Raw genomic sequence first — 26,045 nt, 5'->3', positions numbered from 1 at the left:
AAAAGCCTATTTCAATCCACATAAGGATTCATGTAGGGTATTGTAATTAAATTTGAACCCATTTTCGAGTAACCTTTTTGGTTGTACTCGTTCAGAATCCGTTAATATAACAGATGACTCGCCGATGAGTAATTTTAAAACTGACGCGGGTAGTGGTATTCCAGGACCCCATTTGACCCATCTCAATTCTTTCAACATTTCAGAGTTGCTACAAGGCTGCGGGGCGGTTATGTTTATTGCGCCGTTAATAATCGTGTCGTTGTCAGCAATAAACTCAATAGCTTTCGTAACATCCTTGATATGTACAAAAGGAACGAATTGATTACCAGAACCAAATCTACCTGCACAGAAAAAACCAGAGAATCTATAATAGGGCAAAAGACCGCCTGTATTCGATAAAACATGTCCAATTCTTAAATTAATTACGTTGCAATTCGCTCTATTTGCTCTTTCTTCAATTTCCTTACAGACGTCAACTCTGAATTTTGTTCCAGGTTCATTACCGACTACTGATTCACTTTCTTCAGTTAAAATTGAATCGCCAGCATTACCATAAAATCCAGCCGCTGAAGCTTGTAGATACTTGAATGGTTTTTCCTGAGCTCTTTCTATGTTATGAATTATTGTGTCAATTACTTGAAGGCGAGATTCTGCTATATCTGATTTTACAGAAGAGGTCCATCTTTTAGCTCCCGGATTTGCTCCACTTAAGTTTAATATAATTGTGTTTCTATCAATTAGGTCTGACCAATCTTTATCAATGCATCTGACCTTGACACCTTCAAGATTTATTTCCATATTCGAAGAACGACTTAAACAATATACATCATACCCTTTTTTAATAAACTCCAAACAAACCTCTTTTCCGATCATTCCAGAGCCACCTGCTATAACCGCTCTTTTATTCTTTACAACGTCTTTTTTGTCAACTTGAAAATGACCATAATAATGCAACAAGGTGCCAATCATAGGAAAAGAGATTTTGCCATCGAACTTCCATCCTTTATCTGTTGGTTTTTCGATCCACTCTGATTTTGGTAATAAAAACGTGGGTAATGGTATTTTGAATGAATCAAAAAGTGTTATACCTTGGGATTCATATTTTAATGACTTATCTGGTTGAAGGTTTATTTTGTAAATAAATCGAATGGCTTTGTCCATAAAACCACCAATACCTTCACTTAAATACATTTGCCGGTTAAACCCGGAATATAGCGAATGTGTGGTTGAATATGTTTTCTGATGCAGCGTGTTATAACCAAATACTCTATTCCAACGTTGTACATCTTTAGATAAATTGATTACTTCTGCGTAAAACGGTTGCTGATTCATATCACTGGGGAAACCTGCAAGAGCTCCGAATATTTTTGCAAAAAATGTAGGCTTTTCTACTGTAACAACACCTAAACCACTGCCTCCAGTGCTGGAAGTTTTAAAATCTTTTACATGATTTTCTGGTAAATGGGGGTTAGGAAAAACTCTACCGAATAAAGAAGATGGTGCATCATCAGTAATCGATAATCGAGGCGCCTGCCAGTATGTTGATCTCGTTGAGCCGCCTAAGCTGAAAGATACTGAATATTCAAATATACGTCGCTGCAACGAGGGAGTAAAGTGAGTCGCTGCACGCATGATACCGTTTCTTAATATTTTAAGTATTGGATTTCTCACTTGTCCCACTGACGCAACGAGATCCGCGACATTTTGAACTGTTTTAGCACGTGGCTTTCGTTCTCGCACATATTGAGATATGCCTTGTAAATAGTCAACTCTATTCAACCTAGATGCCAGGCAAGCTGCATCCTCGATACACAAGCCGGCTCCCTGAGCAATATTGGGTGCAGTAGCATGCGCTGAATCCCCCAGCAACACAACCCGGTTGTCTCGTGATGTCCAAGGAAATTTTTCAACTCCTTCAATTTTAGCAATATCTGTTCTGAGTATTTTATGTGTCAAATTAATTAATTCTTCATAATTAACGGCGACGTCTCCAGAATCTGTATGAATAGGTTTCCATTCTCTAACCAAATCTTTCAGAAACTCCTTAGTGTCCTCGTCAACTAATTTTACGCCGTTAATCGGAGAGAGATACTTGTGATTTTTCTGAGTCTTAATGGCGATAAACCAAAAAACATTTGGTGGCTTTAGCGGAACATAACCAAAGCGAATTTCATGACTTCCATATTTTTTAGATTGGCAAGTTCCCCATGTTTCAAATGATACTGACCACCATTTATGGTTGGTCTCAAGAGGAATCTGAGCATTTGCGCGAAAATAAGTATAACCAAGATCGGTTTCGAGGACTGGTGGACGTTTTAACTCAGACATGAGGCAATTTCTGATTTGTGAATGAATGCCATCACAAGCGATGAGTAAATCACCTTTATATAATTTATTACCATCAATATTAATTACTATTTGATCATTATCTCTTTCGTATCCGCAGATTTTTTGTGATGTAATAATTTCAACATCATCTCTATCTTTTAAACCTGCTAACAACATATTTATTAAATCGTCCCGGTTTAAACATTCAACAGGAAATCGGCTACCAAAATCTTCATTCGCTCTTGCCAATATCCTTCCATCAGAATCTCGGTAACTGGGGGATGGCATATTATAACCAAATTGTTCAATAAAATTTTGGTAGTTTGGTATATTTCGTAATACGAACTGGCTTGGCGGCCAAAGGCCTATTCCACCACCTATACTTTCCTGATTATTACCATCAGGTCGAGACTCGAATATTGTTACGCGAAATTTAACTTTTTTATTGCCATGAACTAATAAGTTAGCCAAAGCCAATCCTGAGATCCCAGCACCTACTATTAGAACATGAACTGATTTAACCACGGTCATTCTCTTAATAATCGGCATGTCCTGGTGTACGTGGGAAAGGAATGACATCGCGTACGTTGGCTAGACCGGTAACATAGCTTACCAATCGTTCGAAACCCAAACCAAATCCTGCATGAGGTACGGTACCGTAACGGCGTAGATCCCTATACCATTGGTAGCTTTCTTTATTTAGATTGCATTCTTCGATGCGTTTATCCAGAATATCCAGGCGTTCTTCGCGCTGACTTCCTCCAATGATTTCGCCAATTCCAGGTGCTAAAACATCCATAGCTGCAACTGTTTTCCCATCATCATTGAGGCGCATGTAAAAACCTTTAATTTCTTGAGGATAATTTGTCAGTATCACGGGCTTTTTGCAATAAATTTCTGCTAAATAGCGTTCATGCTCGGATTGTAAGTCTAACCCCCAACTTACAGGGAATTCAAATGATTGATCTGATTTTTCCAAAATTTTAATAGCATCAGTGTAAGTCATGATTTCAAAATCTGACTCAACAATATGTTCTAGACGTTCGATACATCCGGGAGCAACGAATTGATTGAAAAAGTCCATATCATCTGCACGCTCATCCAAAACAGCTTTGCATAAATAGCGCAGCATACTTTGACTTAAATCACAAATATCTTGCAAAGTAGCAAAAGCAACTTCAGGTTCGATCATCCAGAATTCAGCCAGATGACGGCTTGTATTTGAGTTTTCTGCACGAAAAGTTGGCCCAAAAGTATATACTTTGGACATAGCCATACAATAGGCCTCTAGGTTTAACTGACCTGAAACAGTAAGAAAAGTCTCTTTACCAAAAAAGTCTTTGCTAAAGTCAATTTGGCCGTATTCATTTTTAGGTACATTTAAAAGATCTAAAGTGGATACGCGAAACATTTCACCCGCACCTTCACAATCGCTTGAAGTGATAATGGGGGTATGTACCCAGAAAAAACCTTGTTCATGGAAAAAACGATGGATGGCTTGTGATAGACAATGACGGATTCGCGTAACCGCACTAATTGTATTTGTACGAGGTCGCAGATGAGCTACCTCACGTAGAAATTCCAGTGTATGGCGTTTCGCCTGAATAGGATAGGTATCTGGATTTTCTACCCAACCTATAACTTTAATCGAGTCAGCCTGAATTTCAAAAGCTTGGCCTTTTCCTTGTGAAGCGACTAATTTTCCTGATGCAATCAGAGAGCATCCAGCAGTAAGTTTGCTGACTTCTTCATGATAATTAGATAAACCATCTGTTGCTACGATTTGAATAGGAGCAAAACAAGAGCCATCATGCAGGCTAATAAAAGATAAGCCCATTTTGGAATCACGTCGGGTCTTTACCCAACCTCTGACAATAACGTGTTCATCAATGCTGATTTCACCATCTAAACACTGTTTTATGGTAAAAACTTTGGTCATTTTTTACTCCTCACTCTGTATATATTTCTATCAATCTGATATACATTTTCGATTGAAGAATTCATTAGGTTAGCGAGACTGGATATGCCAAAAATCGCAATTTGTGACCTCATGAAGTATAGATACCTTTAACTAAAAATGAGATGATACACTGGGGTTATCCGCATTTCTACTGTCTTGGTACTAAAAGGCATGGATTTTTCTGCTCCAGTGCGATACTCCTAAAATATAATTTTTAAATTTTATATCAGCAAATGAACGTGCTTAAGTGAAATCTGTATACAATTCGCAGATTAAATCGCAAGGCTTTACTTTTTGGCATCGGAGTAGAAACTCAAAGCCTTCAGACAAAATAGCAGAGTTATAAGCTGGAACTAGAGTCATTGAGGAAACATTATGTTGCGAATAGTACCCTGTATTTCATTGTTCTTTTGTTCTTTTATGGTTGCAGCAAATGATACGATATTAAAATTATACAGACCTTATGGTGATACGATAGAACAGGTAACTCCACAAGTGAAAAAGATACTTACGGGTGAGTGCTATTCTCAATCGCAACTCATTGTCCGCGAAGATGCCTGGCATTGTAGTGCAAATGGCAAAACTTATGATCCGTGCTTTGTGAAATCAGGCCCTAACAGAACAGAGGCTTTATGTCCTCAATCTCCTTGGATCGGAGACAGTGTGCTGATTAAGGTGAAGGAGCCGTTGAATAATGAGCTCAATGAAACTTTGGATATGTCTCGCGCTTACCCTTGGGGAGTTGAGTTAACCAATGGAGAGCGTTGTAAGGCAATTAATTCAGGAAAAATTTACGAACAAATGCCAGTGCGTTACAAATGCAGTAATAAAAATTACCTGGTGGGTCATTTACAACGATGTAAAACTGTATGGAGTATGCTTGAAAAAACTCCCCAAGGTGTTGTGACTGTAGAACTAAGTAAAGCGTGGTTCTGAATACAGAATATTGAAGAAATTATGAAGTTCGTAGTGGATAACCCTCTTGAGATGATCACTAGTACATTTCCTTATTATGCTTCCGGAACTGCTTTTTTAAATGGTTCCAGAGTCAAACAATGAGTATTGATTTCATTGATAAGAGGGTAGCTGTCCATTGCAAAATGAAAACGATTTGCATTGTAGACCTGAGGAATCAGGCAGAGATCAGCCAAAGTAATGGCGTTACCGAAGCAAAAAGATTGACTGCGCTCAATATGTTGCAGGTTTGCTTCAAAAGCGTCAAATCCTGCTTTAAGCCAATGGTGATACCATTCTGTAACGTGTTTTTCATTCGCCTGAAGTTGCTCTTTTAATCGATTTAATACTCTTAAGTTATTCAGGGGATGCATATCACAAGCAACGATTAAGGCAAGTGATCTTACTGCAGCTCTATCCAGAGGATTTTGAGGTAATAGAGCAGGGGTTGGGTAAGTTTCATCCAGATAGTCGATAATGGCAAGTGATTGACTGATAACTTTCCCATTGACTTCCAAGCTGGGAACCAATTCTTGAGGATTTATCTTTTGATATTCAGGGCTATGTTGCTCTCCACCATGATTCACTAAATGAATATCAATTTTTTCATAAGCGATATTTTTTAGGTTCAGAGCAATACGAACACGATAACATGCCGTTGAGCGAAAATAGTCATAAAGTTTCATTGCTTATATCCGTTCAACGACTTGATCGATTGAGCCAAACAGGTTTTTTCCTTGTTTATCAAGCATTTCAATACGAATGCGATCCCCAAAATGCATAAAAGACATTTTTGCCTGTCCCTGTTCTATGATTTCCAGCATTCTTTTTTCGGCAATACATGAGGATCCTTTGCTGCGATCAAGATTCGAAACAGTACCTGAACCAATAATTGTTCCAGCACTGAGGACTCTGGTTTTTGCAGCGTGTTGAATTAGCTCTGGAAAAGAAAAGGTCATGTCAATTCCGGCGTTGGGTTGGCCAAATAATTGTCCATTTAGATGACTCAATAAAGGAAGGTGCACTCGTTCACCGTCCCAATCAGTGCCTAATTCATCGGGAGTAATGGCTACTGGAGAAAAACTGCTTGAAGGTTTGGAATGGAAAAACCCAAAGCCTTTTGCCAACTCATCCGGAATTAAGTTACGCAATGAGACATCATTAACCAGCATCAACAATTTAATATATTGTCCTGCATCTTTAGAGCTTATACCCATAGGAACATCACCAGTTACCACGGCAACCTCTGCTTCAAAATCAATGCCATACGCCTCATCGGCAACTAAAATGGGATCTCTGGGGCCAAGGAAGGAATCAGAACCTCCTTGGTACATCAAAGGATCAGTCCAAAAATTTGCTGGCAGCTCAGCCCCACGAGCTTTGCGCACAAGCTCAACATGGTTGACATAAGCGCTGCCATCAGCCCATTGATAGGCACGGGGTAAGGGTGATGCGCAGTGTTGCGGATCAAAACTAAAGGTATTTTCCAAATGTCCTTCATTAAGTTGTTGATAGACCTCTTGTAATTTTTCTTTTACTGTATCCCAATGTTCTAGAGCATATTGCAAATTGGCTGCAATCTGGGGTACACGTATTGCAAGAGTCAACGTTTGATTGACTACACATAATTCTCCATCTCGTGATGTTGATTTTAAACTGGCAAGTTTCATAAGCCCTCATTAATAGGTGTTGCCTGGGTGCAGCGCAGTGGAACCCGGGATTGAGAAGTAACTCATGCTTGTAAAAACCCGGGTTCCACTGCGCTGCACCCAGGCTACAAAGTCATCGGCTATATTCTTTACACAGATTCTTCTTTCAAAGTACCACGTTTTATTTGATCTCGTTCAATGGCTTCGAATAAAGCCTGAAAGTTACCTTCACCAAATCCCTGATTTCCCTTGCGTTGAATAATTTCAAAAAATACAGGGCCGAAGATATTTTCAGTAAAGATTTGCAGTAATAAACCATGTTTCGGATCACTTTCGCCATCAATCAAAATTTTCTCTTCCTGAAGTTTATCGACTTGCTCTTGATGCCAGGGAAGGCGATCATGTAACATTTCGTAGTAGGTATCCGGGACATCAAGGAATTTAACGCCTTGTTCTCTTAATGTATGCACGGTACGATAAATATTATTCGTGGTTAATGCGATATGTTGGATGCCTTCACCTTTGTATTCGTGAAGAAACTCTTCAATTTGTGACAAATCATCTTTGGATTCATTCAAAGGGATTTTGATTTTTCCACAAGGGCTACCCAGAGCGCGACTTAATAAGCCAGTCATTTTTCCTTTAATATTAAAATAACGAATTTCCTGGAAGTTAAAAATGGATTCGTAAAACTGAGCCCATTTATCCATGTTGCCGCGAAATACGTTATGGGTTAAATGATCAATCATGATTAAACCATTTCCTTCTACTTTTTTATTGGGTTGATGTTCCCAATGAGCAGAGAAGGGTTGATGTTGATCATCAACAAAATAAATAACACTTCCACCTATAGCCTGGATACCAAGTAAACCATGATGAGCATGTGTACAATCTTCAAAAGCAATCGCTCCATGCTTGATTGCATGTTCAAATGCTGCTTTGGCATTTTTGACTTTAAATCCCATGGCGCATGCCCCTGCTCCATGAGTCTTGGCATGATCCTCAGCTTGGCAATTGGTTGCCGCATTTACTATAAATTGAATTTCACCTTGTTGAAATAAGGTGATGTCTTGGTTTTTATGATGTGCAGTAGCTTGGAAACCCATGTCAGTGAATTGTTGATGCAGGCGTTTTTTATCTGGACCTGAAAATTCTAGGAAAGCAAAACCATCTAATCCACAAGGGTTGTTGTTTGTTTGCATTGTCTATTTACTCCTTTAAAATGATTTACCTAATAACAATCACTTCCTCTACAGAAAATGTGGAAAGTAAGTTTCTGTAGCTTGGGTGAAGTACCGTGAAACCTGAGTTTTCAAAATTCCTGGGTGCTACTGTGCCTTACCCAGGCTACGTTGTGTCCTTAAGTTGGTTGTACTAAAAATAATCCATCTGCTATTGGCAATAAACTAATAAACACACGTTGATCATTTTTAATCAATTCGTTAAGTTTCCTAATTTCTCTGGTTTGTCCACCTGTTTCATTCCCATCGATTACTTTACCATCCCAGAATATATTATCTATGGCGATTAACCCTTGAGGTTGAATTAGTTTTAATGCCAATTCATAGTAATTCACATAGTTGGTTTTGTCGGCATCAATAAAAATGAAATCAAATTTTTGCTCCCAACCCTCAGCGATTAACGCGTGTAAGGTATCTAATGCACGACCAAGTCGTAATTCAATTTTATGGTCTTGTTTTGCCTCTTTCCAGAAAAGATGTGCTTTACTTGTCCATTCTGCATTGATGTCACAGGTAATGAGCTTACCGTCATCAGGAAGCATTAAAGACATTGCTAAAGCACTATAACCAGTAAATGTACCTAACTCTAAAACATTTTTTGCATGAATCAAACGCAAGAGCAATTGCATAAACTGTGCTTGCTCCGGCGCGACTTGCATGTTTGCCAACTCCATAGTAGAGGTTTCTTTGCGTAAACCAGTCAGAGAAGGGTGTTCACGCAAAGATTTATTCAGCATGTATTCATAAAGGTCAGGAGTCAGACTTAAATGTTTCATAATATTTCTTTAAGATAGTTTCTCTTTTGCCAAATTATCTGCAATGTCACTGGTAGGTAAATTTTCTTTAACAGACAGAGCAAAAATTTCAGTTAGATGGCCATAAATTGCATCAATCTGTTCATTAATTTTTTCTTCAGGAGTATGAAGATATTTAGATGCTGCAAAAATTAATCCACCTGCATTAATGACGTAGTCCACAGCAAATAAAATACCTTTATCATGTAGTTTTTTACCATGATACGTATGAGCCAGCTGGTTATTTGCTGCTCCGGCGATAATTGCAGTTTGCAGTTGAGAAATAGAGATGTCATTGATAATTGCACCTAAGGCACAAGGTGCAAAAACGTCACAGGGAACCTTGTGAATTTTATCAGTACTTATTGCTTTAGCACCAAATTCAGTAACAGCACGATCAACTGCAGTTGGAGAAACATCAGCTACAGTTAGTGTAGCTCCTAGTTCATGTAACTGTCTGGCGAGCAAAAATCCAACATGACCTAAACCCTGAATGGCTACATGAATGTCTTTTAGGCTTTCTTTTCCTAATTTAAAGGCAACAGCTGCTTGAATGCCTCGTAGAATCCCTCTGGCTGTAGAAGGAGATGGATCACCATGGTATTTGGATAAGCTGGCTACATAGGGAGTATGTTCCCCAATAATATCCATATCTGGCAATTCAGTTCCGCTGTCAAGCGCAGTGATATAACGTCCGTTTAATTCATTAACAAATCGACCAAATTGATGCATGTATTGGGTGCGATCAAACGGACCATTGGGTTTGATAATAACGGATTTACCACCTCCCAAAGGCAGGTTGACCGATGCCGCCTTGAAACTCATTCCTCGCGCAAGACGCATGGCATCTTGGATCGCGGCATAAGTATTCGGATATTCAATAAAACGACAACCACCTAAAGCAGGACCTAATTTGGTATTGTGAATGGCGATTATTGCTTTCATTCCAGTTGCAGGATCTACTTTAAAATGTAAGTCACCAAAACCATGAGAGAGGGCGTAATCGAGGAAATCATCTTCGGCTATTATTGAGTTATTATTTGATATGTCCACTGACATCATTGTTTATGCTCCTCTTGCAAATATTTTTCAGAAGTTATATTCCTATTTTTTGATTAAATCAATGGTAAGGTTAATAATTTGGTGTCTTAAGGTATGCTGGTATACACTTAATTTCATTATTCATCAAGTTGGAGAGAGTCATGCGCCAAGTAGCTGTCAGAATGTTAGCGTTAATGTTAGTTACGCCGTTTGCTTTTGCTGAAAATGTTTTACCGCCTCCCCTTTCTTCTCAGTTAGTTCTTGATAAAATTGATTTTCAAGTTTCAGCAAAACAATGGGTTACAACTCAAACTGCTTTATTGGGAGTCAGTATTAATGTGACTTTAACCAGTGCTGATTTAGTGAAGGCGCGTGCTGATATTATGGAGCGATTAAACAAAATCGCAAAAGGAGAATGGCATTTGATCGAATTCGATCGTTCACAGGATAGTTCTGGCCTTGAAAAGTTATTTGTGCAAGCACAAGCACGAGTGAGCCAGGAAGTGTTGACTGATATTTATAAAAATGCCAAAGATGTGAGTTTACCTGGTGCTAAATATGAGATATCCAGTGTTGATTTCAAACCAAGTTTTGATGAAACTCAGGTTGTTTTAGGGCAAATTCGCCAACGCTTGTATCAACAAGTGAATGATGAGCTTGCCCGCATTAATAAAGCATACCCGGCACAAAATTACAGTGTCAGTAATTTGGTCTTTGTTGAAGGAACTAATCCTCCTCAGCCAAGACCTTATCAAGCTAAGACGATGAATACCATGATGGTAGGAGAAGCAGCTTCTGCGGCTCCGGCTTTGACAGTCAGTAATGAATTAATATTAACTGCAATCGTTGAGGTTGCTTCGAATCGTAAGCAATAAAAATAGTATTAAAGAAAAGTGAAGGGGAATCAATTTGTTGGTTGTTGAAAAAATTATTGGGCATCGAGGAGCATCTGCTTATGCTCCTGAGAATACATTGGCCTCTTTTGACAAGGCTTTGGCTTTAGGATGTCGTTTTATTGAGTTTGATGTTATGTGTAGTGCCGATGGAGAACCTTTTGTAATTCATGACGACAATTTAAAAAGGACAACAAATGGACGCGGTGATGTAGGCATTGTTGAGTCGGGTTATTTGCGCTCGTTGGATGCAGGCTCTTGGTTTTCGCGACAATTTAAAGGTGAGCATATTCCACATTTTAAGGAAGTTCTGAAATGGTTGTCTTTTTCAGGTGTTCAGGCAAATGTAGAAATTAAACCTTACCCTGGTACAGAAGAGCAAACTGCAGTAGCAGTAATGAGCCACATTCAACGTTATTGGCCACAGGATAAAGATCTGCCTTTAGTTTCCAGTTTTTCTTGGGATGCTTTAGTTTTATGTCGCAGTATTGCTCCAGAAATGCCATTAGGTTTACTACTGCATGCCTGGGATGAGCAATGGTTGCAAAAAGCAAAACAGTTAGCGTGTTTTTCCATTCATTTTAATCGCAGGGTTTTAACAGAGGAGCGAGTTAAGGCAATTAAAGCCGCGGGCTATATACTTTGTACTTATACGGTGAATCGCAGACGTTTGGCTAACAAGTTATTTGGCTGGGGGGTGGATGCGGTTTTTAGTGATTATCCTGATTTACTGGCATGAAAAAATTATTACTTTTTTTATTCATTTTCTTTTCTACTCTTTCTGTTCAGGCAAAACGAATTGAACTGGTATTTTGGCATGCAATGGCCGGACATCTGGGTGATGAAGTCAAATTACTTGCTGATGACTTTAATCAAAGTCAAAGAGAATACTTTATTAAGCCTGTTTATAAGGGAAATTATGTAGAGACATTAACAAGTTTTGCTGCTGCATTCAAAGCACATCATCCTCCTGCAATCGTGCAAGTTTTTGAGGTAGGGGCCGCCATTATGCAGTCACCAAAAGGGGTAATCAAATCAGTAGATGAACTAATGCAAGAACAAGGGATGAGCTTACCCCAAGAGGATTTTATTCAATCGGTTCGTGAGTTTTATAGCGATAAGGGCCAATTAATGGCTTTGCCTTTTAATCTCTCAGTTACAACTTTGTATTACAACCTTGATATACTTGCCAAAGTAGGCTATTCCCAAGCTAATTTTCCGCGTACTTGGTCCGAGATGGAGGTGTTGGCAGAGACGTTAAAAAAAGCGGGTTATGATTGTACTTATACAACAGCCTATCCTGGGTGGGTACTTTTTGAATCATTTCTGGCGATTCATGGATTACCGTTAACCCAGAGTAATCCTGCGCGTGCTGTTTATGCAACACCGCAATTACTTCGTCATTTTGAACGTTTGCAACGTTGGCATTCACTGCATTATTTTCGTTATGCAGGCAGGGGTGATGATGCCACTATTTTATTTACCAGCAGCATTTGTCCTTTATTTAGCCAATCTTCTGGGGCTTATAACAGCTTATCAGCCTTGGTTCCCTTTCATTTAGGTATTGCCAGCATGCCTTTGGATACAGAAGTAAGTAAACTAAGGCATGCAAATGTTGCCGGGGGTGCTGCATTATGGGCTGTTGCCGGGCAAACGAAGGAACAATATAAAGGGATAGCCCAATTCTTTGCTTTTATTGCCAAACCCGAAACACAAAAACGTTGGCATGAACATACAGGCTATCTTCCCATAGGGCTACAAGGTATTTATGAAGATATTTTGCGCAGCAGCCGTCATCCTACCTTATTGATGGCGCGTACTGATTTAGCTGGTGAATTACAAGAAAAACCACTACAACATTTTGGTCCACAAAATCAGATTCGAAGTATCAATGATGAGGTTTTGGAGGCGATGTTTGCTGGTTTTCTAAATCCCAATAAGGCCATCCAGGAGTCTGCAGCGCGAACCGATCATATATTATTGCGTTTTGTAAGAAATACTACGGGACAATAATGATAAGAAATCAAAAATACTCTGTATTCGATTATAAAAAAAACCCTCCATAGGGTGGAGGGTTTTAGAGAGCATTTGATCTATAATTACACAGTTAATTTACTGTTGATTTCTTCCATTTGTTTTAATAACTGTTCTTCTTGCTCTTTCATTTTGTCCAGTTTTAATGTTCCTTCTTCGATTGCCTTCTGAAGTTCTATTATTTTTTCTCCTAGTAGTATTATTTCCTCTTCGACTTCATGAATCGTTTGTCTTACTTCTTTTGTTTCCATTCCGAGTTCCATTCTCTTAAGTGTTGTTCTTACCCACAGCAAATAAAGAGATGGATTGTTAGTGTAACGAGTAATTGGTTGTCCCTCTTTTCTTCCCGGTACGAGTGAATTTATTTCATTTTCAAGATCACCTACCTCTTTGAGTTTAACCAGCTCGTGTTCTTTTGTTTCTTTCGTGTGCTGCCTGTCCTTTAATAACTCTTTTAATATATCCAATTTTTCAGTGAGTTCCATAATTTTTTCATGTAAAGGTACACATTGTTTAAACAATCCAAAAGTGATGAAACCTCTTACAGCACTTTGTAGGAGAACAATGGCTTCCTCTTCTTTTTTAGCTTGCTTTTCCCTGTTTTCCATAACTTCTCTTGTTTTTGCAGCAGAATCTTTAGGATCAATGATCGCATCTACAGTAAGAATTAAACCTTTGCCTTCATATCGTTTATCAATGTATTGTTGAGCACGAGCTTCGACATCTTTATTTCTTACGCAACGACCAGCTGCCTGAGGTCCTGACAGGATTCCATTAATCACATTGATATCTGATTCAATAACAGGCGAATTAGTATTTATAATTTGCACGTTCAAGATATCTCTGATACTCACCCCTGTTGCAATCACCTGATCCGCTACAATATGGGTCCTCAATCCTACTTCGATTTGAGCAAGTTGCTCATCAATTGTAGATTGTGGCGTACTCATATCAATTGCACTGGAATAATTCTCAGTTGCTTTCAATGTGTCTAAATCAACCGGAGTGGCCCCAGTTATAACTTCAGATATGGGTTGTGATGCTTTGACCTTATTTAGCATTACTTCTGCTCTATCCAATATCAATTTGGTAATGGCTTCCTTTTGTGCAGTAGGCAATTTGGAAATAGGAGCGCCAAACTTTTCTAAAGCTTCTTTTAGTGTTTCCCTGCTTTTTGTTTCACATAATTCAAGCTTGAGAAAAAATGGTTTGGGTATCTCATCATTTTTCGTTTTATATTTCGCAATATACTCATCACATTCTTTTAAATAGTCGCCAAGTTTGTGAGTTCTGTCCTTTTCAGCAATATCTGTATGCTTATCATTGAAGACAAGAGCAAGAGCATAGCTATTGATCGCTCTTTGAATATCTTTCTGTTGTTCGCTATCAATATCCCCCTTCAAATTCACTGCAGGTTTGGCAACAGTTTTTCTGAACTCTATTTCATCTACGGCGCCAAATTTCTCAGTCAATTTCAATCGTGCTTCGCATTCAGATTTTTGTCTGAGTTTTGCAACTCCATCTTGGTATTTTTCAATGGTCACCCTATCTCCATTTGCGATCTTTTGATAGATCTCAGCTAGTTTTTCACGAGTGACTTTATCGTCAGAGAAGCCCATGTTGCGTTGACAACGGATACGGTTCAATTCTAAAGCTTGATTAATGGCTTTTGCTTGTGCTAAAGAGTCTTCGAGTCCTTCTGATGATATAATCTGTTTCTTTAATTCAACAGGATCAACATAACCATTCATTCCTTCTTCGAGATAATAATCATCAAAGTAGTGAGCTACGGCTTGGTCAATCAAATCTCCTTCTTCCAAATAAGCCATTTCAGGTTTAATCGGGCGAATAGTTCCTAGTTGAATTGCAGCACCAAGACTTAAATCATCTAAAGGGGTACCCTTAAAGAGACCGTATAGTTCAGAAGTTGGAGTGGCTGTTAAAGCCAGAACTGAATTGCGTTCTTTTATTCCTTTCAAAATTTCTGCATCTTCGGGTTTAAATGTATGGCGATGACTTTCATCAATCAATACCATAGAATCTTTTATTTCATCGGCAATGATCTTGAATAAAGGATGCTCAGCTTGTAAAACAATTTGATCAAAAGGTTCAGTACCTGCAATCACCTTGCGAAAATATGTTTTGATTTCTAGTACATTTGCTTCCTCGATATTACTTAAATCATCCTCCAAAGCGTCCCAAAGAACATCAACCTTACCTTTGAGAGTATCTAAAGTGAAAATTCGTGCAGGAGCTACTTTAACACCGTTAACAATTCCTGCACCAAGCAGATCACTTGTTTCCTTTGATTGTTGATTGACCAATGTTTGATCAGGAACAATCATGACTGTACGACCAACGGCTTGAGCAATACCAGCCATAACAATACTTTTCCCTGAGCCAGTACCCATAATTGCGAGTCGTTGTTCTTTTCCATCTTTTAAGCTGTCATGAAATTTAGCTAAAATTTCATTTTGATATGCGTATGGAACGAAAGATTTGGTACCAACGGATAATCCTTTTTTAGTTACCGCACGAAGATCACCATCTTTATCATAGGTTAATTTAACAGAAGCTGTGTGATCATTATCGAAGAATAATTTTCCTCTACTCACTTCGGAAGTTAGCTTACTTGTAATGTTAACAGTATAATTTTGTGTAGTATCTACTCCTTCAAAAACCAAATCAATTGTATAAACTGCACCACCAATAGTAATAGCAGCTTCAAGATGTTGTTTTCCGTCTATTTTTTCTTCCCATTTACCGCCTTCTCCAGGCTTACCGGCTTTTGCTAAAATCGCTTTTACCACATTGCCGATCTTAGGATCCTTTTTTGAGTTTTCTATTTCAATACTTTCTTTTGCTGAACCTATTGTCACTACCGCCCCATTTGTTACAACTTCGCTTAACAAATGAACCGCTGCAACGGTATCCGTGTAATCTTTTAGATCTTTAATTTGTTGCTCAACAACATCTCGACTTGCGCCCATCTTAAATTTCCCCTTAAATATTTTATACTTAAATTTTTAAGTTAGGTCATTGTGGGTTTTATTTGAGTTTGTAGGCCACAATTTACCTAATGGTTGCCATTATACAAAAAGAATCTTAAGTGACTATTAAGTGATTTTATTGAAGATAAATTGATCATTAATGGAGGGGTAAAATAAAATAATAAGAGAATTAAAGAGCTTGTATTTCTATTATTTACTATATTTAAAATATATTTTCTTTGTTACCATCTTGATCTCAATGAATATTTGCTGTACTCAAAAATAATAAATAAAATTTCATTGATTTTTTATTTGAGACGTAAAGAAGAAATGGCACAGGATGGTGAGGCGGTAAATGACATATTTTAAGATCAATCAAATAATTGCACCAAAAGGTAAGATTATGACTCTCTTAAATAAATTAGGTTTGGAGCCTGATGAACGAATGCTGAAAACGCTTGAAGAGAATCCTGAATACGTTAATCGGCTTGCTTTCTTATTCAAGCTGTTAAAAAAATGTAACATTAAGCTGAATGATAAACTTCATGATGTCATTGCAGCTAACGTTTCGTATGCAGGTAACGTGACTAATTTATTAGATTTTATGCATGCTGAGGGAATTGATGTGACTCTTTTTCCTCTGGAGCGTTTATTTACTAGTGCACAATCAGATACAGCCCTGGTACAGGGGATGCGGCGGCTCAAAACGCGAGACTCTCTTGATTTGTCCTCTGTAAATCTTTTGCTTGCCTATCCCGAGCATTCTTTATTGCTTGCTGAGTTAATCATTAATTTCCAGCAGCATGCCTATCTTACAGAAAAAGTAGTCGAAAAACTCAATAAATTTTCTGCAAAAAATATGGATACGGTGATAAGACTGCTTACTCTTCTTTTAAATAAAAATCTCTATTACTTTGAATGTTTCGACATTCTTTTAAGGCAGCAGGAATATATTGATAAAATTTATGAGGGTACTGCAAAACTTACCGTAAAAAATACACTCGCAGCAAGTTACTTTAGTGTCATTGAGAATAATCCAGAGAATGCCAATGTTCTTGCTAATCTTATATTGCTATTACATAACGCTTCAGTCATTGATTATAAAAAAGCAGAAGATTTATTAGTGGTAAGCAAATTGGGAATTGGAGCATTTCATTTCTTATCCCACCTGCAACAAGCCGGTATGCTGGATTCTGAAAATTATAAAAAAGTTTGTCGAGATACTTCAATTCTAACCCAGAAAGAAGTCGTTGGGTTGTTCATGAATATTCCTTTATTTGAAGAGTTCGATAAAGACGAACTCGAACAAATGCTTCGTTTAATTACTGAAGAACCAAGTTCTGAGACCCATTTAGGTAAATTTGTTGAAATGATTGAAAAGCATCAATTAATTAAAAAACCAAATTTTAAATAATGAAATTTGCTTTAATATGTTCATTTGTGTTATATTTTAGTCCTTTGAGAGCAATTTAAGGACATAAATGGGCGGAGTTAATAGCAATAGTATAGAGAGCACAAGCACTCAAACAATTATCCAAAGTTTAAAGCCTAGAGTTGTCCAAGAAATAATACGAGCCTCACCTATTGATAGAAAAGAAAAAGCAGCCGTGAGTAATGATTTTCTTAATCGTTTGAATATACTAGGTTTGGAAAGTGATCCTCGAACGATTAATCTTATTACAAAATATCCTCAATCTGGTAACCGTTTAATTTCCTTGTTTAAGGTGTTGAAAGACTTCCAAATTACCTTGACTGATCAACTCGAGTATATTATTGCCCAAAATATTTCCAATGTTGGTGGTGCTGTTCATTTATTGGGAGTAATGAAAGAACTTGATATCAATCCTCATTTTGTTGTACTGGAGCTTTTGTTTCAATCTGCAAGAGCCGATGAAACTGTGGTACAAAGCGCACGATATTTAAAAGATGGAAGCCTTCTTGATAGATTCAGTTTTAATTTAATCCTTACTTATCCTGAGGAATCACTGAATATTTCCCAGTTTCTTATTGACCTTCAGGGGCGTGCATACGATCCAAAATCTTTAATAGATAAGCTTCGTGCGAGTTCGATTTCAACAACACACATGAATACAATGCTTAAACTGCTTAGTTTCTTGTTAATAAATGATATTTATGATTTGGATATAGTTGATATTCTTTTAAGAAAAGAACAATTCATTGATAAAATTTATGAAGGTGCTAAAAAGCTTTCAGCAGTTCCCGAATTGTTAAGTGACTATTTTGAGTTACTTGAAGGAAATCCCGAAAATGCTAATATTTTTGCGAAAAATCTTTTGTTATTACACAGTGTATCACTTATTAGTTGCCGTTCATCAAAGGAAGATTTTTTAAAGGTAAGCCAATTAGGTGTCGGAACATTTCATTTTATGAATCACTTGCAGCAAGCAGGCATGTTGAATGCTGAAAGTTATCAAAAAATTTATGAAAATAATAGCACCTTAGAAAGACCAGATATCATTTCAAGTTTAATCAACCTGCCTTTAATGACTAAATTTACACCAGAAGAATTAGTGAAAATGATGGCATTAGTGGCCAAGCCAGCAATTTCTGTTACCTTGAGAGATGTTGATGGATTCAATGAAGTTTTAGAGGAACATCAATTTCGTGTGAGTAGGGCTCCCGGTTGTTCGCCTATGGGTTCGGGGCGTTAGTAAGTAAGCAAGTAATTAAACTTGCTTGCTTTTCTTTTTATGAAAGGCATTCCATGCCTTTTATGTCGAACTTAAAAGATGCATCCAATTTTTTTACGGACTTGGTAGTTCCTTAATCTGTTGCATCTTAAGCTGTTGTATCTTAATCTGTTGCATAATTACTTGCCTTTCCACCTCCTCCTCTTGCTGTCGGACGGCAATCGAATCATTTATTGCATTAATCGTATGTTCTTGCTCAATGACAGCTTCACTGTCTAGAGACGTATTTGCATCTGTTGGTACATCGGGATAAGCCACTTGTGGTGGATTATATCCAGGAGCATAAGTGTAATGGATTGGTTGATATGTGGTACCCACTACATAAGCTGATGGTTGTCCACAGCCTGTTAGAATAAGTATCATTCCCAAGCTAATAAAATAGGTAACTTTTATCATAAAAATCGCCTTTAAGGCATACAGGAAATCAAACCTATTACCTTTTTGGTTAATTTGTATAATTATAGAACAAAAAGTTCATTATTTTAACAATTTGGTGGGAGCCTGGATGTATTCAATTATGTTGGAAAAACCTGGGCATCATTGTTCTGTACCCAGACTTACGGTTCATTATAAAGGCTCGAGGAAATTTCCTAGATTGGGTTTTTGACCCAAACGGTATTGATAAACCATATAGAAAGCCATAATGTTTTTTAAGTAGTTACGTGTTTCTTTCCAGGGAAGAGTTTCTATCCATATATCAATTTCTTTAGGAGGATGTGTTTTTAGCCAATAGACTACCTGTTTGGGTCCTGCATTGTATGCTGCCGCAATGAGTATAGGATGATTATCGAATCGTTTTGCAAGTTGCTTTAAATAAGCCACTCCGATATTAATGTTCTTTTGAGACAAGAATAATTGCTTTTGATCATTATATGGAATCTTATCTGCTTTTGAGACTACTCTCGCTGTATAAGGCATGACTTGCATTAACCCTCGAGCTCCTGCAGAAGAGGTCACATCGTCTCTGAATCCGCTTTCTTGGCGAATGATGGCGTAAATAAATTCTGGAGCAACTGCATATTTTTTAGAGTAAAGCGCGACGCTGTCTTTATATGCTAATGGAAACCTTAATGAAAGTTGATTATTCAGTGTTTCATTATTGCTTAAGTAAACCGATTTACCATGCCATTGTAATTTCTTATCTATCCAATAGACCAAAGCGCTTGCCTCGTCTTTAGGTAATTCACTGATGAAATCATTGAGCAGGCGTGATGCCTGCAGAGTTTGCTTGGTCATGTAGAGCGTTTGAATTTGATCAATAAACGCTTGATAGGGTTTCAATACATCCAAATTTGTTGTAGGAATTTCATTAGTAAAACTGGGTGTTTTATTGAGATGAAGGCTTGCAAGAAACCCATAATACTGTCTATTTTTTGCTAGATGTTCGTAAAGAGTTCGTGCTTCTACTTTTTTCCCTTGTGCTTCTAAAGAGCGTGCTAGCCAATATTGCCAACAGGGTTCTTCTTTATGTTTTGAATTATTAATTAATGCGGTGACTTGTGCCCAATTTTTTCGCTTTAAAGCAAAACGAATTTGCCAATCCAATAACACATCATTGTAGTATTGTGGTTTTACTTTGGCGAACCATTCTAATGCATCTTCATGATTACGCATGGCTTTATAAAGAGCTATATGAGCTAAAAAAGCTTGTTGCTGTGCATGACTAAGCATTTTTGGGGTTTTGCTTTGCTGCCATAGCTTAAGTGCTTTATCCATATTAATCGAAACCATACGCTTCAGACCGTAAAGGTAGATGTCATCATTTAATACACCCGGGTTGAGCTTGCTGATGTTCTCAGGATTTTGATAAACAGTATTTAAAGCATTCAGTTCTAGTGGATGAGGTTTTTTGTATTTTGTCAATAAATAGCGGGCTAATTGGATATTACGTCGCTCCAAAGCCAGAGCAATTCGTTGAGTAATTAAGTTTTGATCGAAATTATTATCTTGCAAAAGTAAGTCAAACAAACTATTGCAGGAGGGTGGTCTTGAATCGCCGCTTAACCATAGCGGAATGGATGCTTTTAATGCTTCTTGTTGCTTCCCTGTATTGTAATTTGCAATTTGCTCATAACAAACGAGATTGAGATCATTAGAAGGTTGATAATATTGGCTAAAGTGAGTCCAATCTTTATTTTTCGCTAATTCATACAGCCATTTTTCGCGTAATTTGGTTGATAAAGGAGCGGTTCCGCTAATGAACTCCAAGAAAGGTGCACTGGGTGTTGTAGTAGGTAGATTTTGACTAAAGGACAAATAGTTATTAAAACGCTCCATATATTGTTCTCCCGAAAGGGCGAGGCAATTTTGGAAACTAATAAATACGCATAAAAATAAAATAAATTTTTTCATAACTTTTCTTATTTAATGTCCTTAGATGGTTGCTAATTGCCTCCGCATGGCATCAATTGTTTCTTTATAATTTTTACTATTGAATACTGCAGCACCAGCTACAAATTGGTTTGCACCTGCGCGTGCCAAAGTCGCAATATTATCTATGGTCACGCCACCGTCGACGCAAAGATCGAGTTGAGGATAGAGTTTGCGGACTTGGGGTATTTTATCAATAATTTCCGTGATAATTTTTTGTCCTCCAAAGCCGGGGTTTACGGTCATGATTAGGACAAAGTCGAGTTTATGAGCGCACCAGGTTAATACTTCAATTGGTGTTGCCGGGTTTAATACAAGACCTGCTTCACATCCTAAATCTTTGATGAGCTTTAAGCTGCGGTCCACATGTATGGTTGCATCGGGATGAATACTAATTCGCTTTGCTCCTGCATTTGCGAATGCTTCAATTAGTGTATCAACTGGATTTATCATGAGATGAACATCAATAGAAAGCTTCGGGAAGCGTTTGCGTAAGGCCTCACAGAAAGCAGGGCCAAACGTTAAATTAGGTACATAATGATTATCCATAACATCAAAATGAATAAAATCTGCTCCTGCGTTCATAACAGACTCTACTTCATCACCAAGACAAGTAAGATCTGCAGATAAAATTGAGGGTAAAATATGATAAGTCATACAGTAATTTTTAAATTTAAATAGGTAGGTATATCATATGCTGTCTTGAAAAAACATTCTACGATGTTAAGCAAAGAGTGTGGCATTTATTGTTTTGACACACTCGATTGAATGCTTCGCCGGATTCTTGCATCTTGAGAATTTGGTCAAAATATGAGACAATATGTTTCTATTTCTGCTCTTGTAATTTTGAAACTCAAGGTAATAGGAGTTGCTTCCTTTTCGTTAGCATTGAGCCATAATGCTCTGATTTTCGAGTACTGAAGCGCAGCATACACGGAGTATGTGAGCATAGCAGCACAGAAAATTAGGTTCGGTTTGGCACTAAAACAGTCGAAATGGAAACAGACCCTAGAGAAATTACAGAGACCTAATCATGCTTTTTAGGGAGAATAATATGAGTCAAAACTGGCCTACCAGAGACAAAGATTTACAAGCCGCCCGTGTGATTATGGAAGAATACGCTAGTGATCGTGAAAGTGATACCTTAGGTCTTTTTGAAATTGTTGTAGATCAAGCCGAAAAAAAAATGAGTTTCCGTTTATCTGGATGGGTTGTCATTTTAGCAAAACATTTTAATTCAACGTATGGTGTGAGCCAGGGTGATTTTATAACACGGCAAGTCATTACACGTTGCTTGACTCAAGGACACACATTACATTAAATCTTTATCTTAAATGTAATCACTTGCTTCCTCTATTTTAATGTGTATTTGAACAATTTGATTTGAGCGGCAGGTTGTACAAGAAATTTTCTCACAACCTGCCGCTCAAATACAGCTGCACTGAGCACTTAAACTTCCCTGATTTGGTTATTTCCTTATACGCTTTTAGAATTGATATAGGTATTTATTGTAATTATGTTTGAATTCCTTGGAATTTTGATATTGGACCAAAGCTTGGTTTAGTTTTGTTAATAAGTCAGAGTCAGCAGGATTAACAACTATCCCATAACCATAACCGTACATATAGCGTGGGCCTATTAATCTAAATGTGTTTGCTGAATTGGATGCCCAGTAAACAGCTGTCGAGTTATCCATTAGAATAATATCTACCTTTCCTCCACTTAAAGCCGCGAGTTGCTCTTGAATACCGGTATAATATTTAACATTGGGATTTTGTACCCCCATCTCCTTTAGCTGGTCTAAAAATACGGTGCCTGTTTCCAATCCTATTTTTTTAGTATTTAAGAGGTTCAGACTAAACAGTTCTTTTGTATTAGATGCTCTTTCTAGAAATCGAGAGAAGCTTTGCAGATAGGGTAGGCTGAAATTGACTATTTGTGCGCGTTCAGTAGTAATGGTTATCGAGCTGACCGCGACATCTACTTTTTGGTTAATAACTGCATCGATTAATTGATTGAAACGCATCACATGAAAGACACAGGTTCTATTCATGATTTTGCATAGGCTGTTCATCATATCAACATCAAAACCAAAGACTTGATTATGATTACCTTGCATGACGAACGGAGGATCGAAGCTTTCGACCCCTACATTTAAAGGTTCACCTTGAGCACAAAGTGAAGAAGTAAAACAAATAAATGCAATCAGAACTAATCGAATCATTTTATATTTATACAATTGTTATTGATTTTTATAGATCATATTATAACGAGAGTATCCATTTTGGAATGAAAAAAAGAAAATTTATGCAAATCGAAATCCCTGAGTTATTGCAATCAAAAGCATGGTTCATTGAAAAGCATCTTTCCGATTTGCAGCATCCCTTGCATGAAAGTGCCATCAAACTACTCCTTATTAGTGATTATGCATGCAGACAGATTCAATTATTAAAAGCATTGCTCATAGAGGACAAGTGCTGTTCTTTGATAGCGCGAGAAGATTATTTTCGTATTTTGGAAAATGTGTCATTTAATTTGCCGCAAGCAGCCTATTTGCGTGCATTACGTCATTTTCGCCATACGCATTTTTTACGGTTACTTCTTCTTGAACTATCAGGTATTGCCGATACAGAGCAGATTCTGCGTGCATGGTCTGATTGTGCCGATGCGCTTATTTTGCATGCACTTGATTATTGCAAACAAGGCTTATCCTTACGTTACGGAATTCCGCGTGATGCAAATGGAAATGAAGTAGAGCTCTTTACTCTGGCCATGGGGAAACTAGGAGGCAGAGAGTTAAATTATTCTTCAGATGTTGATCTTATTTTTGCTTATACCCTTGTAGGAGAAACAGATGGCGAAGAGTGTATTGATAATCAGCATTATTTCAGTAGGTTAGTTCAGCAGTTTGTGCAGACCTTACAAAATGTAACCCCAGATGGGTTTGTATTTCGAGTAGATTTAAGATTACGACCTAATGGTGACAGTGGTCCACTGGTTTCAAGTTTGGCTGCTATGGAAACTTATTACCAAGAACAAGGCCGTGATTGGGAACGCTATGCTATGGCTAAGACACGGGTCATTTCTGAAAAAGCGGATGAAATGCAGCCATGGTTTCAGCGATTGATTATCCCTTTTGTGTATCGACGTTACGTAGATTTTAGTGTAATTGAATCGTTGCGTAGCATGAAAGCGATGATAGAGCGAGAGGTGCAAATAAACCCTCGGCTGGATGATATCAAGCGAGGTAAAGGCGGAATCAGGGAGCTGGAGTTTGTTATTCAGAATTTTCAGTTAATTCGCGGAGGGCGTTTGCCGCAATTACAAGAACAAAATGCCTTGTCGGTTCTTGCTGTCTTAAAGCATGAAAAATTGTTACCGCATACTGATGCGTTAAAACAAGCTTACCTTTTTTTACGCAAGCTTGAAAACACGATCCAGAGTTTAAATGATCAGCAGACTCACTCTTTGCCAGAAGATCCAGTGAAACAGGAGCAAATTATTTTAGCTATGGGGTTTCTTTCCTGGGACAATTTAATTAACAAATTGCATAAATATCAACGGATTATCAGTTATGCTTTTCATTCCGTGCTTGGCAAAGTCAAAGATTATGAGGATGAGAAAAGATTACTAACGAATCAGTTAGCTAGCCTTTGGCAAGGACATGTTGAAACCACTATGGCAATTAATTTGTTAGCTAGCTTAGGTTTTGCGAATGCTCCCCATTGTTATCAGATGATTCATTCTTTTCGTCATAGTCCTCGTTGTCGACGTTTACCACAAGGCGCGCGAATGCGTTTGGACCGATTCATGGTGATGTTGCTTGCTGAACTGACTCACGTTGAAAAAACGGATGAAGTTTTATTACAAGTGATGCATTTGCTCGAAAATATTGTTGGGCGTAGCGCTTACCTTGCTTTATTAACCGAGAATCCACAGGTTTTAACTGAATTATTATTTTGGTTCGCTCAAAGTCCGTTTATCACTTCCTTGCTGGTGAATCAACCTTTTCTATTGGAAGTATTATTGGATCAGGGGCAAGAATGGCGACCTCAGTCGCTGCATCAATTACAAAGACTATTAATTGAAAAATTAGCGCATCACCATGATGTTGAAGTGCAAGAGGAAATATTACGTCAATTTAAGCTAACCAATTGGTTAATGGCAGCGCGCGCAGAACTTTATGGATTTTGCAGTGCTGTGCGTATTGGACAATTTTTGTCGGATGTGGCTCAAGTCATTGTAAGCCAGGTTTTGGTCATTGCCAGTGAACAATTACGTTCGCGGTATCCAGAAATGGAGCAAGCAAAATCACACTTTGCAATTATTGCATATGGAAAATTGGGCAGCCGTGAAATGAATTACGCTTCTGATTTGGATTTGGTGTTTTTACATTCGGCAAAACTATCAGAAGAAGCATTAATTACTCGTTTAACTCAAAAAATTTTGCATATGCTGACTACTCGCTCCCAATCTGGAGTGCTTTATACGGTAGATACTCGTCTTAGACCTTCGGGAGCGGCGGGCTTACTGGTTAGCCATGTTGATGCTTTTGTTGAATACCAGAAAAATCAGGCATGGACGTGGGAGCATCAGGCATTATTAAAAGCACGTATTTTGACAGGAAACGCAAGGATTAGGCATGCTTTTTTGCAATTGAAAAAATCGGTATTGTTATTGGGACGAGATAAACCTACCTTGTTGCAGGACGTATTGGCGATGAGATCCAAAATGGAACAACATCAAGATAGAAATCCCATTTCTGGTGGTTTGTTAGATTTGGAGTTTTTAGTACAGTATTTAATACTTCATTTAGGGGCCCCTTCATTAGCCCGTTATACAAATACATTAAGCCAACTCCACCATTTGTTTTTAGCAGGGGTTTTAAATAAAGAGCATTACTCTTTTTTAAAAAAAGCATACAAAAAACACCATCAGCTATTGCATCAAAATTTATTGCGCCCAGGGATTGTAGATAACAAAAGCATGCAGGATGAAATATTGGCTGTGTGTAAAGCGATTTTTAGTAAAGCTTTTACATAACCCGCGAATGGATTACGAGTTCTTCCTGCATCAGGGG

20 protein-coding genes are annotated in these 26,045 nt (G+C 37.9%); 8 read left to right on the top strand and 12 right to left on the bottom strand.

Going from position 1 to position 26,045, the window contains the following annotated elements:
* Positions 1-6: 6 nt before the first annotated feature.
* The gene (locus Ltuc_RS15790; protein WP_274519411.1) at positions 7-2,859 is read right to left on the bottom strand and encodes a TIGR01777 family oxidoreductase; all 2,853 of its coding nucleotides are present in this window, start codon (positions 2,857-2,859) and stop codon (positions 7-9) included.
* A 4-nt stretch (positions 2,860-2,863) separates the two neighbouring features.
* The gene (gene asnS / locus Ltuc_RS08785) at positions 2,864-4,267 is read right to left on the bottom strand and encodes an asparagine--tRNA ligase (RefSeq protein ID WP_058520896.1); all 1,404 of its coding nucleotides are present in this window, start codon (positions 4,265-4,267) and stop codon (positions 2,864-2,866) included.
* 396 nt (positions 4,268-4,663) lie between these two features.
* On the opposite strand from asnS, the gene Ltuc_RS08780 reads away from it, so the two are divergent.
* Positions 4,664-5,224: a hypothetical protein gene (locus Ltuc_RS08780; RefSeq protein WP_058520895.1), complete on the top strand. Its 561-nt coding sequence runs from the start codon at positions 4,664-4,666 to the stop codon at positions 5,222-5,224.
* A 74-nt stretch (positions 5,225-5,298) separates the two neighbouring features.
* Here the strand turns inward: Ltuc_RS08780 and maiA are convergent, their stop codons facing one another.
* The 5 genes from maiA to Ltuc_RS08755 form a co-directional block, all read right to left on the bottom strand.
* Positions 5,299-5,928, bottom strand: coding sequence for a maleylacetoacetate isomerase (gene maiA, locus Ltuc_RS08775; protein WP_058520894.1), 630 nt, complete (start codon positions 5,926-5,928; stop codon positions 5,299-5,301).
* A gap of 3 nt (positions 5,929-5,931) precedes the next feature.
* On the bottom strand, positions 5,932-6,912 hold the full coding sequence (locus tag Ltuc_RS08770; protein ID WP_058520893.1) for a fumarylacetoacetate hydrolase family protein: 981 nt from the start codon (positions 6,910-6,912) through the stop codon (positions 5,932-5,934).
* 128 nt (positions 6,913-7,040) lie between these two features.
* Positions 7,041-8,093, bottom strand: a complete 1,053-nt coding sequence (gene hppD / locus Ltuc_RS08765) for a 4-hydroxyphenylpyruvate dioxygenase (RefSeq protein WP_058520892.1) — start codon at positions 8,091-8,093, stop codon at positions 7,041-7,043.
* A 158-nt stretch (positions 8,094-8,251) separates the two neighbouring features.
* Positions 8,252-8,908 carry a class I SAM-dependent methyltransferase gene (locus Ltuc_RS08760; RefSeq protein ID WP_058520891.1) on the bottom strand — a complete coding sequence of 219 codons (657 nt, stop codon included), beginning with the start codon at positions 8,906-8,908 and terminating at the stop codon, positions 8,252-8,254.
* Positions 8,909-8,917: 9 nt separating this feature from the next.
* On the bottom strand, positions 8,918-9,988 hold the full coding sequence (locus tag Ltuc_RS08755) for a Leu/Phe/Val dehydrogenase (RefSeq protein WP_058520890.1): 1,071 nt from the start codon (positions 9,986-9,988) through the stop codon (positions 8,918-8,920).
* A 140-nt stretch (positions 9,989-10,128) separates the two neighbouring features.
* On the opposite strand from Ltuc_RS08755, the gene Ltuc_RS08750 reads away from it, so the two are divergent.
* The 3 genes from Ltuc_RS08750 to Ltuc_RS08740 are packed head-to-tail and all read left to right on the top strand — an operon-like array spanning position 10,129 to position 12,873.
* A complete protein-coding gene (locus tag Ltuc_RS08750; protein WP_058520889.1) occupies positions 10,129-10,842 on the top strand; it encodes a hypothetical protein in 714 nt (237 codons plus the stop codon).
* 37 nt (positions 10,843-10,879) lie between these two features.
* Positions 10,880-11,599: a glycerophosphodiester phosphodiesterase gene (gene ugpQ, locus Ltuc_RS08745; RefSeq protein WP_133138370.1), complete on the top strand. Its 720-nt coding sequence runs from the start codon at positions 10,880-10,882 to the stop codon at positions 11,597-11,599.
* A complete protein-coding gene (locus Ltuc_RS08740) occupies positions 11,596-12,873 on the top strand; it encodes an extracellular solute-binding protein (RefSeq protein ID WP_058520887.1) in 1,278 nt (425 codons plus the stop codon). The genes ugpQ and Ltuc_RS08740 overlap by 4 nt, the downstream gene beginning before the upstream one ends.
* Positions 12,874-12,959: 86 nt before the next feature.
* On the opposite strand, the gene Ltuc_RS08735 is transcribed toward Ltuc_RS08740, so the two are convergent.
* Positions 12,960-15,884: a DEAD/DEAH box helicase family protein gene (locus Ltuc_RS08735; protein ID WP_058520886.1), complete on the bottom strand. Its 2,925-nt coding sequence runs from the start codon at positions 15,882-15,884 to the stop codon at positions 12,960-12,962.
* A gap of 355 nt (positions 15,885-16,239) precedes the next feature.
* On the opposite strand from Ltuc_RS08735, the gene Ltuc_RS08730 reads away from it, so the two are divergent.
* Together Ltuc_RS08730 and Ltuc_RS08725 are read left to right on the top strand one after the other, a co-directional pair.
* Positions 16,240-17,298, top strand: coding sequence for a hypothetical protein (locus tag Ltuc_RS08730; protein ID WP_058520885.1), 1,059 nt, complete (start codon positions 16,240-16,242; stop codon positions 17,296-17,298).
* A gap of 67 nt (positions 17,299-17,365) precedes the next feature.
* Positions 17,366-18,556, top strand: coding sequence for a hypothetical protein (locus Ltuc_RS08725; RefSeq protein WP_058520884.1), 1,191 nt, complete (start codon positions 17,366-17,368; stop codon positions 18,554-18,556).
* A gap of 93 nt (positions 18,557-18,649) precedes the next feature.
* Here the strand turns inward: Ltuc_RS08725 and Ltuc_RS08720 are convergent, their stop codons facing one another.
* From Ltuc_RS08720 to rpe, 3 genes are all read right to left on the bottom strand, one after another.
* A complete protein-coding gene (locus tag Ltuc_RS08720) occupies positions 18,650-18,991 on the bottom strand; it encodes a hypothetical protein (RefSeq protein ID WP_058520883.1) in 342 nt (113 codons plus the stop codon).
* Positions 18,992-19,162: 171 nt separating this feature from the next.
* A complete protein-coding gene (locus Ltuc_RS08715; protein WP_058520882.1) occupies positions 19,163-20,947 on the bottom strand; it encodes a lytic transglycosylase domain-containing protein in 1,785 nt (594 codons plus the stop codon).
* A gap of 21 nt (positions 20,948-20,968) precedes the next feature.
* The gene (gene rpe, locus Ltuc_RS08710) at positions 20,969-21,622 is read right to left on the bottom strand and encodes a ribulose-phosphate 3-epimerase (RefSeq protein ID WP_058520881.1); all 654 of its coding nucleotides are present in this window, start codon (positions 21,620-21,622) and stop codon (positions 20,969-20,971) included.
* A gap of 397 nt (positions 21,623-22,019) precedes the next feature.
* Here rpe and Ltuc_RS08705 point away from each other — a divergent pair, with 397 nt between their 5' ends.
* A complete protein-coding gene (locus Ltuc_RS08705; RefSeq protein WP_058520880.1) occupies positions 22,020-22,286 on the top strand; it encodes a hypothetical protein in 267 nt (88 codons plus the stop codon).
* Positions 22,287-22,451: 165 nt separating this feature from the next.
* Here the strand turns inward: Ltuc_RS08705 and Ltuc_RS08700 are convergent, their stop codons facing one another.
* The gene (locus tag Ltuc_RS08700; protein WP_058520879.1) at positions 22,452-23,189 is read right to left on the bottom strand and encodes a transporter substrate-binding domain-containing protein; all 738 of its coding nucleotides are present in this window, start codon (positions 23,187-23,189) and stop codon (positions 22,452-22,454) included.
* Between the two features lie 83 nt (positions 23,190-23,272).
* Here Ltuc_RS08700 and glnE point away from each other — a divergent pair, with 83 nt between their 5' ends.
* Complete coding sequence (gene glnE, locus Ltuc_RS08695) at positions 23,273-26,008, top strand: bifunctional [glutamate--ammonia ligase]-adenylyl-L-tyrosine phosphorylase/[glutamate--ammonia-ligase] adenylyltransferase (RefSeq protein WP_238584096.1); 2,736 nt, start codon at positions 23,273-23,275, stop codon at positions 26,006-26,008.
* Positions 26,009-26,045 lie beyond the last annotated feature (37 nt).

The organism is Legionella tucsonensis, assembly GCF_001468035.1.
Classification (GTDB): Bacteria; Pseudomonadota; Gammaproteobacteria; order Legionellales; family Legionellaceae; genus Legionella; species Legionella tucsonensis.
This window is presented reverse-complemented; position numbering and strand designations above follow the sequence as displayed.

What these genes read in the sequence shown, in the direction of transcription:
- Ltuc_RS08720 (WP_058520883.1), bottom strand. Translation starts at nt 18,991, where the DNA reads ATGATAAAAGTTACCTATTTTATTAGCTTGGGAATGATACTTATTCTA.
- Ltuc_RS08750 (WP_058520889.1), top strand. Translation starts at nt 10,129, where the DNA reads ATGCGCCAAGTAGCTGTCAGAATGTTAGCGTTAATGTTAGTTACGCCG.
- Ltuc_RS08700 (WP_058520879.1), bottom strand. Translation starts at nt 23,189, where the DNA reads ATGATTCGATTAGTTCTGATTGCATTTATTTGTTTTACTTCTTCACTT.
- Ltuc_RS08780 (WP_058520895.1), top strand. Translation starts at nt 4,664, where the DNA reads ATGTTGCGAATAGTACCCTGTATTTCATTGTTCTTTTGTTCTTTTATG.
- Ltuc_RS08715 (WP_058520882.1), bottom strand. Translation starts at nt 20,947, where the DNA reads ATGAAAAAATTTATTTTATTTTTATGCGTATTTATTAGTTTCCAAAAT.
- asnS (WP_058520896.1), bottom strand. Translation starts at nt 4,267, where the DNA reads ATGACCAAAGTTTTTACCATAAAACAGTGTTTAGATGGTGAAATCAGC.
- Ltuc_RS08725 (WP_058520884.1), top strand. Translation starts at nt 17,366, where the DNA reads ATGGGCGGAGTTAATAGCAATAGTATAGAGAGCACAAGCACTCAAACA.
- glnE (WP_238584096.1), top strand. Translation starts at nt 23,273, where the DNA reads ATGCAAATCGAAATCCCTGAGTTATTGCAATCAAAAGCATGGTTCATT.
- Ltuc_RS08705 (WP_058520880.1), top strand. Translation starts at nt 22,020, where the DNA reads ATGAGTCAAAACTGGCCTACCAGAGACAAAGATTTACAAGCCGCCCGT.
- Ltuc_RS08735 (WP_058520886.1), bottom strand. Translation starts at nt 15,884, where the DNA reads ATGGGCGCAAGTCGAGATGTTGTTGAGCAACAAATTAAAGATCTAAAA.
- maiA (WP_058520894.1), bottom strand. Translation starts at nt 5,928, where the DNA reads ATGAAACTTTATGACTATTTTCGCTCAACGGCATGTTATCGTGTTCGT.
- Ltuc_RS08755 (WP_058520890.1), bottom strand. Translation starts at nt 9,988, where the DNA reads ATGATGTCAGTGGACATATCAAATAATAACTCAATAATAGCCGAAGAT.
- Ltuc_RS08760 (WP_058520891.1), bottom strand. Translation starts at nt 8,908, where the DNA reads ATGAAACATTTAAGTCTGACTCCTGACCTTTATGAATACATGCTGAAT.
- Ltuc_RS08740 (WP_058520887.1), top strand. Translation starts at nt 11,596, where the DNA reads ATGAAAAAATTATTACTTTTTTTATTCATTTTCTTTTCTACTCTTTCT.
- Ltuc_RS15790 (WP_274519411.1), bottom strand. Translation starts at nt 2,859, where the DNA reads ATGACCGTGGTTAAATCAGTTCATGTTCTAATAGTAGGTGCTGGGATC.
- hppD (WP_058520892.1), bottom strand. Translation starts at nt 8,093, where the DNA reads ATGCAAACAAACAACAACCCTTGTGGATTAGATGGTTTTGCTTTCCTA.
- rpe (WP_058520881.1), bottom strand. Translation starts at nt 21,622, where the DNA reads ATGACTTATCATATTTTACCCTCAATTTTATCTGCAGATCTTACTTGT.
- Ltuc_RS08770 (WP_058520893.1), bottom strand. Translation starts at nt 6,912, where the DNA reads ATGAAACTTGCCAGTTTAAAATCAACATCACGAGATGGAGAATTATGT.
- Ltuc_RS08730 (WP_058520885.1), top strand. Translation starts at nt 16,240, where the DNA reads ATGACATATTTTAAGATCAATCAAATAATTGCACCAAAAGGTAAGATT.